Genomic DNA, 12,376 nt, shown 5'->3' on the forward strand with positions numbered 1-12,376 from the left:
CGGCCGCAGGCCGACCCAGCCGTAGTTTTCACAATGCCCGGCTGGCGAGTAGCCGGAAGCCGTCCTGAATTCACGTCATGTGTTCTCCGCCTTGGCGATCCTCGGAGGAATGGGACAGAATTCGGTAATGGACATCACCGACAATGGACCGAAACCGAACGCGTTCGACATCGAGAGCGCTACGACGGAAAACACCAACTACCGCCGCGTTGCCTGGACGGGCAAGCATCTGCAGGTGACGCTCATGTCTATCGAGCCCGGCGCTGCGATCGGCCTTGAGGTGCATCACGGCACCGACCAGTTCCTGCGCATCGATGCCGGGAACGGCCGCGTGAAGATGGGGCCCTCGAAGGACGACCTCTCGTTCCAACAGGACGTCGAGGACGGCTGGAGCATCCAGGTGCCCGCCGGCACGTGGCATGACGTCGAGAACACCGGGGACGAACCACTCCGCCTCTACACGATCTACGCGCCCACGCACCACGCGCAGGGCATCGTGCAGGAGACGCCGGAGGACGCAGAGAAGGACGAAGACCAGGGCCGCGATGAGCCGCCGTCATGGGTTGAGGAAGTAGACGACAAGGGCGAAGAGACGGCCTGAGTCCTGCATCGCGAAGGGGCCCGCCGAGTACTCGGCGGGCCCCTTCGCGGCTGCACGAGCCGCTATTTCTATCCGCCGGATTCTTCGCCTCGCAGGCTCCATGTCAGGGCGTGCCCGCGGACCAGCCGAGTGCGTCTCTATCCGCGGCGGGCAGGGACGCAACGACCAGGTCGTAAGAGTCCTCGATCATGTCACGCACGGTTTCGGCCGGCATGCTTCCATCGAGCCGCACACCATTCCAGTGCTTCTTGTTCAGGTGCCAGGCACCCGTGATCTCGGGATGTGCCGCACGAAGCTGGACCGCAAGCGCCGGATCGCACTTCAGGGAGATGGACAACGAGCTGGCGTCGACGCCGACGAGGGCGAAGATTTTGCCTGCTGCCGGCGTCTCGCCCCGGTGTCGGACCCGGACGCGGAACACGGCGGTCTCGGATCCGAAGGGGTAATCCTCGTAGGCACCGGGGAAGGACAGGCACGAAGTCCGGAGCCAGTCGAAGTCCATGCGATCACCCTAGCTGCTGAGGCTCCCGGCGCTGTCACCCCGCTGCGGCTAGGACGCCAGGGACGAGGGCCGGGCGACGCGTGCGGTTCCAGCCGCCGCGGAGCTGCCCAGATCACTTCCCTGCAGCACCTGCCGGGCGCGGAGGAGTTCGGTCCAGGTTTCGGTGGTCCCGACGGAAGCCCAGTTCGAGTTCAGCAGCGTGAGCAGCGTTGTGTGAACAGTTCTCGCGTCGGCGAAGCCGGCTTCGTTGGCGAGGTTGATGGCTCCGGTGGCATCGGAGAGGACCTCCGTGGCGAAGCCGATGAATTCCGCTTCCACAGCCGAGGCGAGGATGCAGTTGTTGGTCATGTAGCCCACGAGGGTGACGGTGTCGATGTCGTGTTCACGCAGCCATTCCGCCAGGTCCGTGTGGGCGTAGATGGACCCGTACTCCTTGACGATGCTCTTCCACGCGTCGGTGCGTCGGCTCTGGACCTCGGGGTGGAGTTCGAACTCCGGTGTGCCGGGGGCGAAGACCGGGGCTCCGTCGCCTGCGGTGTGCTCAATGACCGCGATCGGGATACCGGCCGTGGTGGCCGCATCAATCGCTTGTGCGATCATCGGCAGGGAATTCTGGTGCGGCGGGTACTGGATCTCGAGGAGACCGCTGAAGTACTGCTGCTGGACATCGACAATGACGAGGGCGCGACGGGGCATGCTCATGGATGGGCTTCTCCTGCATAGGCGTGGTCACCGCCGAATCGGCGATAACTTCATATTTCACGCTGCAGCAGCGTCCAACCAGTGGCATGGAGGCCTATGTACGATGGATTCGGGCCAAGAGAAGGGGTTCCAGTGCGGATCGCGGTGTACGCCTTCGACGGCGTGACGATGTTCCATCTTGCCGTCCCGCAGATGGTCTTCGACGAGGTCATGCGGCAGGGACTCGCGGAGTGGACGACCACCCTGTTCTCCGACCGCCCCGGCACGGTTCGGACGGCCGAAGGTTATCAGTTGGCCGGGATTGAGGGTCCCGACGCCGCGGCGGGCGCGGATGTCGTGGTGGTGCCCTCGTGGTTCGACGACGGGCGCGTTCCGAGCGACACGCTGCGGAGCGTCTTGCAGGACGCACACAAGCAGGACGTCGCAATCCTGGGTCTGTGTCTAGGTGCGATCGCCGTGGCGGACGCGGGCCTGCTCGCCGGCCGTCAGGCCGTCACGCACTGGCAGGCCTTTACCACCCTGACCGATCGGCACCCGGACATCCTCCTCGACCGCTCCGTCCTGTATATCGACCACGGGGACGTCATGACCTCGGCGGGAACGGCATCGGGCCTTGACGCATGCCTCCATCTCGTACGGACCCGTCTGGGAGCCGACGCAGCAAACAAGGTGGCCCGCAGTCTCGTCGTCGCACCCCACCGAGAGGGCGGACAGGCACAGTACATCGAGCACCCGATGCCCCAGCGTTCCACCGACGACCCGATTGCGCACCTGCTCGAATGGGCGCTGGGCAACCTTCGTGAGCCGCTCACCGTCGACCGTCTAGCTGGGCAGGCGCATATGAGCCGCCGCACCTTCGTCCGCGCGTTCCGGGCAGCAACCGGGACAACACCCTCCGCCTGGGTACGCTCCCGCCGGCTCGATACCGCCCGGCGCCTATTGGAAACCACGGACCTGTCGATTGATCAGATCGCAGCGGACTGCGGGTTCGGCAACGCCGTCACACTCCGCCAGAACTTCGCCGCCGCCTTCTCGACCACTCCCACCGAGTACAGACGCCGATTCGACACCCGCGGTCGAGGCAGTTCCAACGGCCGTGATGCATGACGCCGTTGACAGTAACGTCCCTGCAGATAGTGTTCAGGCAGCCGGCCCCGGCACCACAATGCCGTTCTCATACGCGTACACCACGGCCTGCACGCGGTCCCGCAGGCCGAGCTTCATGAGGATCCGCCGCACATGGGTCTTGACCGTCGCTTCCGAGAGGAAGAACCGTTTCGCCAGCTCCGCGTTCGACAAGCCCTCCGCGACCGCCTCAAGGACCTCCCGCTCCCGCGGCGTGAGGTCAGCCAGCCGCTTATCGGGCACTGAGGGAGCCGTCTGCGCCGGCGCGAGCGACCTCACGTACGTCTCCAGCAGGCGCTGGGTGACCCGCGGCGCGACGACGGCGTCGCCGCTGGCCACGACGCGTACCGCCTGGACGAGGTCCGTCGGCGCCACATCCTTGAGCAGGAAGGCCGACGCTCCCGCCTGCAGACCCGCGAACGCATACTCGTCCAGGTCGAAGGTGGTGAGGATGATGATGCGGGACGACGCACCCGACGAGGTGATCCGCCGCGTGGCTTCGATCCCGTCACCGCCGGGCATCCGGACATCCATGAGGACGACGTCGGGAGACAGCCGGGCCGTCAGGCGGACTGCCTCTTCTCCCGTGGAGGCCTCCCCCACAACCTCGAAGTCCGGCTCGCCCTCGAGAATCAGCCGGAAACCCATCCTTAGAAGCGGTTGGTCATCAGCCAGCAGGATTCGAATGGGCGTGGCCGGCATGCTTGGCTTTGTCGTCATCGTTTTCTTTCTCCAGTTGGTGCGCTGCGCCGTGGCCGGCGTCCGGAACCGTCAGCTGCACATTCACAATCCAGCCGCCCGAAGGCCTGCTGCCGCTTTCGGCCGTGCCCGCATAGATCGCGGCACGCTCCCGCATGCCTGCAATGCCCCGGCCCGAGCCCAGGGACACGGCGGGGCCCATTGCCCCCCGGCCGTCGTCCGCGATCCGGAGGGTGACCAGGTTCCCGGTCCTCGCAATTGACACATCCACGACGGTGACGCTCTTGCCATAGCGCAGAACATTGGTCAGGGACTCCTGGATGATGCGGTACACCGTGAGCTGGAACGCCGGATCCTCCGGCAGGCCCGGTCCGCTGCTCGTCACCCGCAGCGGCAGGCCCGCCGCGCGGAATCCGTCGAACAGCTGCGCCAGCGAGCCCGACGCCGGCAACGGCTCGAGGGACCCGCTTTGTGCTTCAAGGCGGAGGACGCCGAGGACCCGGCGCATGTCCGCGGTCGCCGCGCGGCCCGTGCTGGAAAGCTCGCCCAGGACGGCGAGCGCACGGTCGGGGTCGCGCTTCATCACGACGGCGGCGCCGTCCGAGAGCGCCACCATGACCGTCAGTGAATGCGCGATCACGTCGTGCATCTCCCGGGCGATGCGGTTCCGTTCCTCTGCCGAGGCGAGTTCCGCGTTGCGGGCAGCCCACCGGCGTACTTCCTCCTCGTGCTCGCGGTCCCGCCGGACCGCGACCCCGATCCCGACGGCGACGGCCAAGAACATGACGAGGAATCCGATCAGCAGAAAGATGACGCTGGGCGCCTCGGCGAATCTCTCGTTCGGTGCCAGGAGGATGGCACCCACCGTCAGGATGGTTGCACCAACTGCTGCGGCGAGGGTTTTCCCCAGCGGATAGGCCGCAGCCACGGTGTACAGGGCGATCAGGGCGGCGGTGCTGATGCCGACGGTCCCGCCGGTCAGGAAGGTTACCGGTGGGTCGAGGAGCGCCACGAGGGCAAGGACGATCAGAGGGCGGTCCCGGCGAAAGGCGAGCGCCCCGGCCGCCAAGATGACGCCGGCCAGGCCCAACCCGTTGCCGGACTCCACGGTCATGACGATCGCGTCGGGGAGGGCGATCACCAGGAATGTCAGGACGACGACGGCGTCCATAGCGCGCGGGTGCCGGCGGAAGTACCGCCGGAGGGGCCCACGCCTGCGGGCATTGAGCTCGGTGATGGAGCCCGCGGCCGTTCGTTCCGCAGGCTCCCCCACCAAGTGCAGGTCGCTCATGGTTTTCGATCCATGGAGCGAGTGTACGGGCGGACTAGACGTCCCGCTTCTTAGTGACGACGAGCGAGGTGACCAGGAGCAGGAGTGCCCAGCCGCCGAGCACCAGCGCGCCCTGCCACTGGGTGAAGGCACCCTCGGTGATCGTTGTGGCAACCATCTGGTCCCCACCCGAGCTCGGGAGGAACCGCGCTGCATCGGCAACCCACTCGGTGCCTGCGCCGAAGAGGCTGAAGAGGATTGGCAGCACCAGGAGGGCGCCGATCGAAGTGACAATGCCACCGGCGGTGTTGCGGATCAGCGTGCCGATCGACATGGCAATGATGGAGACGAGGGCGAGCACGAAGCCCGTGTTCACGATGTGCAGGAGTACACCGTCGTCGCTGAGGGCGAAGCCGAGGCCTGCGCTGTCAAGGATGGGCTGCGCCACGAAGTAGCCGGCGAAGGCCGACCCGGCACCCACCACGAAGGAAATGGCGGCCATCACTAACTGTTTCGCCAGCAGGGCCATGCCCCGGCGGGGAACAGCGACCAACGTGGAGCGGATCATTCCGGTTCCCCACTCCGAGGCGATGAGGACCACTGCGAGCGAAGCCATCAGCAACTGTCCGAAGGTGAGGCCGGACCCCGGGACGCCGAAGGCGGTGGAGGCCGCATCAGCCTGTCCCTGCATCTGCGCCGCCATCTCAGGATCGCCCTCGAAGTCGAGGAGCACAGTGGTCTGCCAGGCCAGCAGCGCGGCGAGACCGATCATGACGACGGTGGTGATGATGATCAGGACGACCGTCGACGGCACCGAGGTGATCTTGATCCACTCGGACTTCAGGACCCTGCCGAAGGTGACGCCGGATCGCCCCTCATGCCGCGGGTGCAGACTCGATTGGGCGGGGGTCGGCGCGGTTTCGATGAACGTGGTCATGCTCGGTGTCCTTCAATTGATGCCGCAGCAAGGCCGCCGGTGGGCAGGCTGTGCGAGGAGTATTCGACTTCTTGGGAGGTGAGCTGCATATAGGCGTCCTCGAGGGACAGCTGCAGCGGGGTCAGTTCGTAGACAAGGACGCGCTCCCGGAGGGCGATCTCCGCGATGCGGCGGGAATCGACGCCGGTGACCTCGAGCAGTTCGGGCTCGAGGAGTTGCGAGGAGACGCCGTCGGCGGCGAGGCTGGCCAGGAGGTCCTGCGGTCGATCCGCCCGGACCCGGACGCGGGCGGCACCCTGCCCGTCAATGATCGACTGGATGGGGGCGTCGGCGATGATGCGTCCGCGCCCGATCACGATGAGGTGGTCGGCCGTGAGGGCCATTTCCGACATAAGGTGCGAGGAGAGGAAGACGGTGCGCCCCTCCGCGGCGAGGGCCTTGGCCAGGTGGCGCACCCACTGGACGCCCTCGGGGTCCAGTCCGTTGACCGGCTCGTCGAGGATGACGGTCTGGGGATTTCCGAGGAGGGCAGAGGCGATGCCCAGGCGCTGACCCATGCCGAGGGAGAATCCGCCGACGCGCTTCTTCGCCACCGGGCCGAGGCCTGCCAGCTCGATGACTTCCTTGACCCGGCTGTTGGGGATGCCATGGGTGGCGGCCAGGGCGCGCAGGTGGGTGTAGGCCGAGCGCTTGGGGTGGACCGCCTTGGCGTCAAGCAGGGCCCCCAGCTCACGCAGGGGTGCCCTGTGCTGGGCGTAGGGCACGCCGTTTACTGTGGCCCGCCCGGCACTCGGGTTGTCGAGGCCCACGATCATGCGCATCGTGGTGGACTTGCCCGCCCCGTTGGGGCCGAGGAACCCCGTCACCTTGCCGGGCTGCACGGTGAACGACACGGCGTCTACGGCGGTCTTGGAACCGTACCTTTTCGAAAGTGCCTGTGCCTCGATCATTGCTGCGTCCTTTTGCTGTTGAAATGCGTTGGGTGAGCCTGCTGCTGCAGGGTCATTCCAACAGTAGGTTTTGAGCGGTGCCCGGTAACCGGCCTGAGGGATGATCCTTGACCGGCCCCTTGTACGCCTTTTGGAGGACGCCGCGGCCAGTGCCGGGCTTAGCGCGCCTGCAGTGCGTCGAGTGCTACGGCCATGGCGGCAGCAACGCGCCCGTCAAATGTCCTTCCGGGGACTGTCACCACGTAGCTGTCGCGGAGTGAGCGACGGCGTTCCGAGGTCATGATTCGCTGACCCGCAGTGTCGAGGAAATCGAAGTGGAACAGGAACGGGGACGGGATGAAGTCGGCGATCGGCGTCAGTTCCCACAACCGCCGGGCCACCGCCACACCGGCGCTGCGCTCGTTCCCCACGGCCTTCACTCCCGGGGCATCGAGGTGCCACGTCGAGCGGAAGAGGGACTTGCCGAAGTCCTTCCGGAAGTTGCCGATAGGCCTGCCGCCGGCGTCGAGCACGTCGTATGTTGCCCCGACGTCAAGGCGCTGCCGCGCTTTGAAGGAGAACAGCGGGGTGCTTCTCGCTTCGTCTGCGTAGAAGGTGACCTGTTCCTTGAATGCCGCCCGCTTCTGCTGGGCAACGGCAAGCAGGGCGCCCGGTCCGCCGGCGTCATCCGTCGCTCGGATTTCATAGCGGTTCACCATCAGGGTGATCTTCTGCACCAGGGTGAAGCGTTCGACGTGTTGCAGCGATTCCATTGTTCTTTTTCCTCAAGAGTTCTTCCGCACCGGTTGCGGTGCGATGGGGGTGGTTTGTTGACCCCTGAAGCGTAGTTGTGACCGGCATGTCGGCGCGTCAGCCGTAGGAGGGAGATCTCAGACCACGGGTGTCATCATTACTGCTGATCTCCCGGGGAGTTCGCGTCGTGGCAAGGCCGCCGGCGGGAACACCTGATAGGACTAGAGCCCGTGAACACCATGAACTCCCCCGCGTACCCCTTCGACCCCTCCCGGGTCATCGCCTCCCGGTCCCTCTCGACGGCTGACGGAAGCGAAGTCACGGTATCCATCTGCAGGCCGCAGCCAGTGGGGAGTGCTCCCGATGAATGGTTCTGCGCGTTTCGGATCGAAAATCTGGGCCTGGCAGACCCCGACGGGCGCGCACTGGGAATCGACGCAGTACAGGCACTGCTGCTGGCCACCGTCACGATTGGTGACAGGTTGTCGCTGAGCCCGGAGCCTTTGTCTTTCCTCGGCGGGCCGGACCTGAGATTCCCGCGGACGACTACGACCGGGACAGAGGCCGTCCTGTAAGCAGGGCGAATCAACAGGTCAGCGCTTCTCCCAGCGGAAGCGCTTCGCGGCGACTGCGTATGGCAGCACAATCCAGGCGATGAGCACGAGAGCCGCACCCAGCACCGAGGCGTTCAACGGCTCCGCGCCCCAGCCTGCCATGAGCAGGTTTTGGAGGGAGCCTCCCGGGGTGAGGCGGGAGATGGTCTCGAAGCCGTCGTCGAACCCGGTCCAGAAAAATGTGCCCATGACGACGGCGAGGAACGGGAGGGTGGTGATCTGGGCGGCCGCCGCGGACGGAGTGTAGATGCTTGTGAGCATGCCGGCCGATGCGCAGAGGGCCAGGAAACCGAATGCGGCGCCGAGCACCACCTGGGGATGGGCTGGCGCGTCAACGCCCCCGACGGCGAACCCGACGGTGATGATGGCGAGCTGTGCGGCGGCGAGGGCCACAATCGGGGTGAGCATACCCAGCCAGATCACGGTGTCGGAAGACTCACCGCTGCGCAGCCCCTTGAGGAACAGCTCCTGGCGGCGTGTGGCAAGGGTTGTTGTCGCCGTCAGGTAGACGCCCAGGAGGGCGACGATCATGAGGGTGAGGCCGGCCAGGATCGCAGCCCCGGACGGGCCAGTCATTTGATCGGCACCGATGTAGAACATGTAGACGCCCGTCGCGATCGGCATGAGGACCGCACCGGTCAGGACGGTTTTGTTGCGGAAGATGATGCGCAGTTCCATGAGTGCGATGGACGTGACGCGGCTCGCTGCGGAAGGTTGGTGCGCGGCGTTTGGTGAAGCCGGGGATGACCTGAGGGTTTTCATCGTTCTCTCCTGGCGGCGGGATTGTCTGGGTGTCCGTGACTGGTCATGCGGCATCGCCGAGGCTCACGCGGCGGAAGACGGCGGCGAGGGAAGCCTCCGAAGCGGACAGGCGATCCAGCCGGATCCGCCGTTCTTCGGCCCAGCCCAGCACCTTCCACAGGTCCTGCTGGAGGTGCAGCGACGGCACCGTGACTTGTGTGCTGGCCGGGGTCCGCGTGACGTCCGGTGAGAGACCGACGCTCCTGAGGGACAGGACGTCCACGGCGGCGTCCACCTGGAAGGAAATGGCCGCTGGTTCGCGACACAACACGTCGGCGAGCGTGCCCGCGACGGTGATCTTGCCGTCGTGCATGATCGCGATGCGGTCGGCGTATGCTTCCGCCTCCTCGAGATAGTGGGTGGTGAGGACCACCGTGGTCCCGGCGCCGTTCAGCGCGCGCACCAGCTCCCACGTCCGTTCGCGGGATTCCGGATCAAGGCCGGTGGTGGGCTCGTCGAGGAACAGGAGGTCGGGCTCGTTGGCGGTTGCAAGCAACAGGTCCAGGCGGCGGCGCTGCCCGCCGGACAGCATTTTCACCCTGGTGGATGTCTTGTCGGTGAGGTCAAGGAGGTTGAGTCCTTTCCTCATGACTTCCTCCCGGCTTTTGCCGTCGGGGTTTGCCCTGGAGAGCCGGAGCCAAAGCAGGCAGGTCTCCTCGACCGTCAGGTCGTCGGCGAAGCCTGCTTCCTGCAACATGATGCCGATGCGGGGGCGAAGCAATGACTTTTGGCGGAAGGGGTCGCTGCCGAGGATGGAGAGGGTTCCGGAGCTTGCGGCGCGGTGGCCCTCGAGGGTCTCCATCGTTGTCGTCTTGCCTGCGCCGTTGGTGCCGAGCAGTGCGAAGAATTCCCCGTTGCGGATCGAAAGGTCGATGCCGCGCACCGCCTCGTAGGAGCCGTAGGAGCAACGGAGTCCCTGGGCGGACACGGCGATGGTGTCGAGGGGTTCGGCGGGGAGGTCTGTGGATGAATTAGTTGTCGGGGCGTTGGATGAGGTGGTCACTCCTCTATACTCGCCGACCACCGGACGGGGCGTCAGTGGCTCCACGTCACCTCTTCACGTGGTGGTCCGCACGCGGGAACCATGACAAATGTCATAGTTCTACGATGGACGTCATGGTGCTCTTGAAGGTTCGCGGCAGAAGGCATGATCCGGTGGAGACCGCGGCACCGGAGACGGGCGCCGCTTCCGACACGGGCCGCGGCGTCCGCGCCACCTGGCGCTACACGGTGGGCTCGATCGTCGGTTACAGCGTCTTCGTCAGTGTCGTTGCCACACTGATCATGCTCGACGGCGGTGACGACGAACTGCAGCTGTTCGACCTCCTGATCGTCGCCCTGGTTGTCACTGCCATCGCGGCATTGACGCGGTACTGCTGGTTCTTCCGGAGCGGGCTGGGGGGCGGGTTGCCCGAACAGCGCTACACGCTGTGGCTCCTGCTTCCCGCCGCCGCGCTCTGGGTCATCTGCCTCTTCCAACCGCACACCCTCTGGGTGGGTGGGCTGCCGCTCTGGATTGCGGCAAATGCGCTCTCCGTCGTCGTCGGCCGCAGGTTTCGCTGGTGGGTGCTCGGCGCCGGCTTCGCCGCCCTGGTCCTCCATGGACCACTCGGTTTCCTGCTCGGACGCAACGTTGTTGAAGCGGCATGGGACGCTGGAGGGCTCGTGCCGGCGGCGGTCTATGCACTGATGACGCCCCTGCTCTTCGTGGGCAGCATCTGGTGGTGGGAGATCGTTGTGCGCCTCGATGACAGCCGGAGCACTTCCTGTGAGCTCGCCGTCGCGAAGGAACGGCTGCGCTTTGCGGCCGACCTGCACGACATCCAGGGGCACCACCTGCAGGTCATCGCCCTGAAGACGGAGCTCGCGGGCCGCCTGCTCGACGCCGACCCGGAGGCCGCCCGCACCCAGATCAGCGAGGTTCAGCACCTCGCGCGCACGGCCCTCGAAGACACACGCGCACTCGTCCACGGCTACCGGAAGGTTTCCCTGGCCTCCGAAGCCGCCAACGCGGCAGAGGTCCTCCGGGCTGCCGGCATTGACTGCTCGGTGGAGGTTGACGCCGAAGGGCTTCCTCCCGAGGAGCGGACCCTGTTCGGGCTCGTCATCCGTGAGGCCACGACGAATATCCTGCGCCACAGCGAGGCCAAGGCCGTTGCACTCAGGCTCCAGCGCTCCAGGGACAACTTCGCCCTCACTGTCACGAACGACGGCGTCCTGGGCGAGGAGATCCCGCGCCCCGGCGGGTCCGGGATCGACGGCCTGCGCCAGAGGTTCGAAACCGTCGGAGGCGGCATTGCTGCGCAGCGCCGCGGCGGGGACTTCGTGCTGACCGCAACCGTTCCCCGCCATGGCCGTGCTGCCCTTCCGGGTGCTTCAGTGCCGGGTGCTTCCGTCCCGCGCACCGCCGCAGGGGAGGCGCGGCCGTGATCCGGGTGGTTCTCGCCGACGACGAACACCTGATCCGCGGCGCCCTTGAGGCGTTGCTGGGCTTGGAACCGGACCTCAAGGTGGTGGCCAGTGCCGACAATGGAACGGACGCGGTACGCCTTGCCAGGGAGCATGCACCGGACGTGTGCGTGCTCGATCTGGAGATGCCGCCGACGGACGGCATCTACGCCGCCGAGGAGATCCTGAGGTCGGTGGCGACGCGCGTCGTCATCGTCACCCGGCATGCCCGTCCGGGGGTGCTGCGCCGGGCGCTGGCGAGCAAGGTTTCAGGGTTCGTCCCGAAATCGACTCCCGCTGGCCAGCTGGCCGAGGTCATCCGTGATGTCGCGGCCGGCCGCCGCTATGTCGACCCGGACATTGCCGCGAGCGCTTTGACCGGGGATGCCTGCCCGCTGACTTCACGCGAACTCGACGTGCTGCGCCACGGGCGGCAGGGCGCCAGCCTTCAGACAATCGCCCGGGAGCTGCACCTGGCACCGGGAACGGTGCGCAACTACGTCTCCTCCGCCATGACCAAGCTCGACGCGCCGTCACGCCATGAGGCAGCGGCGATCGCGTGGCAGCAGGGCTGGATCTGACAGGCCTGCTGCCGCCGGGGGCGTCGGCCGCTCCCGCCCCGGCCGTCTACTCCCGGTGCGGGCGGGGATCGGCGTCGGCTGCCCGGTTCACGATGTCGTCGAGCTCGTCGACGGTGAGCAGGTCCCGCCGGAGGTGCCGGGTGCGATACCCCGCCCGGCCCACCATGTGCGCTGAGACCGGGCTGGTCAGCAGCTGGAACACCCAGCAGAGCACGAGCACCGGCACAAACAGCCATCCTTCGATCTCGACCGCGAGCGCCAGCAGGAACAGGAGCAGGCCAAGGACCTGCGGCTTCGTCCCGGCGTGCATGCGCGAGAGGAGATCGGGGAACCGCGCAAGGCCGATGCCCGCGGCCAGGGACATCAGGGCTCCACCGATCAGGAGGATCGAGACGATGACATCGCTGATCATGG

At 66.5% G+C, this 12,376-nt stretch carries 15 protein-coding genes; 5 read left to right on the plus strand and 10 right to left on the minus strand.

The window, feature by feature from the left end:
* The first annotated feature begins 127 nt into the window (after positions 1-127).
* The gene (locus AC4D2R_RS02390) at positions 128-601 is read left to right on the plus strand and encodes a cupin domain-containing protein (RefSeq protein ID WP_490937101.1); all 474 of its coding nucleotides are present in this window, start codon (positions 128-130) and stop codon (positions 599-601) included.
* A 103-nt stretch (positions 602-704) separates the two neighbouring features.
* On the opposite strand, the gene AC4D2R_RS02395 is transcribed toward AC4D2R_RS02390, so the two are convergent.
* Together AC4D2R_RS02395 and AC4D2R_RS02400 are read right to left on the minus strand one after the other, a co-directional pair.
* A complete protein-coding gene (locus AC4D2R_RS02395; RefSeq protein WP_490937103.1) occupies positions 705-1,103 on the minus strand; it encodes an MmcQ/YjbR family DNA-binding protein in 399 nt (132 codons plus the stop codon).
* A 48-nt stretch (positions 1,104-1,151) separates the two neighbouring features.
* Positions 1,152-1,805 (minus strand): isochorismatase family protein, encoded by a 654-nt coding sequence (locus AC4D2R_RS02400; protein ID WP_490937105.1) that lies wholly within the window; start codon positions 1,803-1,805, stop codon positions 1,152-1,154.
* Positions 1,806-1,937: 132 nt separating this feature from the next.
* Between AC4D2R_RS02400 and AC4D2R_RS02405 the strand changes: the two genes are divergently transcribed.
* On the plus strand, positions 1,938-2,912 hold the full coding sequence (locus AC4D2R_RS02405; protein ID WP_490937107.1) for a GlxA family transcriptional regulator: 975 nt from the start codon (positions 1,938-1,940) through the stop codon (positions 2,910-2,912).
* Between the two features lie 33 nt (positions 2,913-2,945).
* Here the strand turns inward: AC4D2R_RS02405 and AC4D2R_RS02410 are convergent, their stop codons facing one another.
* From AC4D2R_RS02410 to AC4D2R_RS02430, 5 genes are all read right to left on the minus strand, one after another.
* Positions 2,946-3,650 (minus strand): response regulator, encoded by a 705-nt coding sequence (locus AC4D2R_RS02410; RefSeq protein ID WP_490937109.1) that lies wholly within the window; start codon positions 3,648-3,650, stop codon positions 2,946-2,948.
* On the minus strand, positions 3,598-4,920 hold the full coding sequence (locus tag AC4D2R_RS02415; RefSeq protein WP_490937114.1) for a sensor histidine kinase: 1,323 nt from the start codon (positions 4,918-4,920) through the stop codon (positions 3,598-3,600). Before AC4D2R_RS02415 ends, AC4D2R_RS02410 begins: the two co-directional genes overlap by 53 nt.
* A gap of 34 nt (positions 4,921-4,954) precedes the next feature.
* Positions 4,955-5,836 (minus strand): ABC transporter permease, encoded by an 882-nt coding sequence (locus AC4D2R_RS02420; RefSeq protein WP_490937116.1) that lies wholly within the window; start codon positions 5,834-5,836, stop codon positions 4,955-4,957.
* The gene (locus tag AC4D2R_RS02425) at positions 5,833-6,786 is read right to left on the minus strand and encodes an ABC transporter ATP-binding protein (RefSeq protein ID WP_490937118.1); all 954 of its coding nucleotides are present in this window, start codon (positions 6,784-6,786) and stop codon (positions 5,833-5,835) included. Before AC4D2R_RS02425 ends, AC4D2R_RS02420 begins: the two co-directional genes overlap by 4 nt.
* A 158-nt stretch (positions 6,787-6,944) precedes the next feature.
* Positions 6,945-7,538 (minus strand): LURP-one-related family protein, encoded by a 594-nt coding sequence (locus tag AC4D2R_RS02430; RefSeq protein WP_490937120.1) that lies wholly within the window; start codon positions 7,536-7,538, stop codon positions 6,945-6,947.
* A gap of 219 nt (positions 7,539-7,757) precedes the next feature.
* Here AC4D2R_RS02430 and AC4D2R_RS02435 point away from each other — a divergent pair, with 219 nt between their 5' ends.
* Positions 7,758-8,093 (plus strand): DUF6968 family protein, encoded by a 336-nt coding sequence (locus AC4D2R_RS02435; RefSeq protein WP_490937356.1) that lies wholly within the window; start codon positions 7,758-7,760, stop codon positions 8,091-8,093.
* 18 nt (positions 8,094-8,111) lie between these two features.
* Here the strand turns inward: AC4D2R_RS02435 and AC4D2R_RS02440 are convergent, their stop codons facing one another.
* Positions 8,112-8,894: a hypothetical protein gene (locus AC4D2R_RS02440; RefSeq protein ID WP_490937122.1), complete on the minus strand. Its 783-nt coding sequence runs from the start codon at positions 8,892-8,894 to the stop codon at positions 8,112-8,114.
* A 43-nt stretch (positions 8,895-8,937) separates the two neighbouring features.
* On the minus strand, positions 8,938-9,936 hold the full coding sequence (locus tag AC4D2R_RS02445) for an ABC transporter ATP-binding protein (RefSeq protein ID WP_490937124.1): 999 nt from the start codon (positions 9,934-9,936) through the stop codon (positions 8,938-8,940).
* A gap of 113 nt (positions 9,937-10,049) precedes the next feature.
* On the opposite strand from AC4D2R_RS02445, the gene AC4D2R_RS02450 reads away from it, so the two are divergent.
* Positions 10,050-11,363: a sensor histidine kinase gene (locus tag AC4D2R_RS02450; protein WP_490937126.1), complete on the plus strand. Its 1,314-nt coding sequence runs from the start codon at positions 10,050-10,052 to the stop codon at positions 11,361-11,363.
* Entirely contained in the window at positions 11,360-11,962 is a 603-nt protein-coding gene (locus AC4D2R_RS02455) for a response regulator transcription factor (protein WP_490937130.1), read from the plus strand. The genes AC4D2R_RS02450 and AC4D2R_RS02455 overlap by 4 nt, the downstream gene beginning before the upstream one ends.
* A 46-nt stretch (positions 11,963-12,008) precedes the next feature.
* Here the strand turns inward: AC4D2R_RS02455 and mnhG are convergent, their stop codons facing one another.
* Positions 12,009-12,374 (minus strand): monovalent cation/H(+) antiporter subunit G, encoded by a 366-nt coding sequence (mnhG, locus tag AC4D2R_RS02460; RefSeq protein ID WP_490937132.1) that lies wholly within the window; start codon positions 12,372-12,374, stop codon positions 12,009-12,011.
* Between the last annotated feature and the right edge of the window lie 2 nt (positions 12,375-12,376).

The organism is Arthrobacter sp. TJ-217 (assembly GCF_058269255.1).

Coding starts and splice junctions, on each gene's coding strand:
- AC4D2R_RS02440 (WP_490937122.1), bottom strand. CDS start 8,894: ATGAAAACCCTCAGGTCATCCCCGGCTTCACCAAACGCCGCGCACCAA.
- AC4D2R_RS02430 (WP_490937120.1), bottom strand. CDS start 7,538: ATGGAATCGCTGCAACACGTCGAACGCTTCACCCTGGTGCAGAAGATC.
- AC4D2R_RS02415 (WP_490937114.1), bottom strand. CDS start 4,920: ATGAGCGACCTGCACTTGGTGGGGGAGCCTGCGGAACGAACGGCCGCG.
- AC4D2R_RS02410 (WP_490937109.1), bottom strand. CDS start 3,650: ATGACGACAAAGCCAAGCATGCCGGCCACGCCCATTCGAATCCTGCTG.
- mnhG (WP_490937132.1), bottom strand. CDS start 12,374: ATGATCAGCGATGTCATCGTCTCGATCCTCCTGATCGGTGGAGCCCTG.
- AC4D2R_RS02390 (WP_490937101.1), top strand. CDS start 128: ATGGACATCACCGACAATGGACCGAAACCGAACGCGTTCGACATCGAG.
- AC4D2R_RS02420 (WP_490937116.1), bottom strand. CDS start 5,836: ATGACCACGTTCATCGAAACCGCGCCGACCCCCGCCCAATCGAGTCTG.
- AC4D2R_RS02435 (WP_490937356.1), top strand. CDS start 7,758: ATGAACTCCCCCGCGTACCCCTTCGACCCCTCCCGGGTCATCGCCTCC.
- AC4D2R_RS02450 (WP_490937126.1), top strand. CDS start 10,050: ATGGTGCTCTTGAAGGTTCGCGGCAGAAGGCATGATCCGGTGGAGACC.
- AC4D2R_RS02400 (WP_490937105.1), bottom strand. CDS start 1,805: ATGAGCATGCCCCGTCGCGCCCTCGTCATTGTCGATGTCCAGCAGCAG.
- AC4D2R_RS02395 (WP_490937103.1), bottom strand. CDS start 1,103: ATGGACTTCGACTGGCTCCGGACTTCGTGCCTGTCCTTCCCCGGTGCC.
- AC4D2R_RS02425 (WP_490937118.1), bottom strand. CDS start 6,786: ATGATCGAGGCACAGGCACTTTCGAAAAGGTACGGTTCCAAGACCGCC.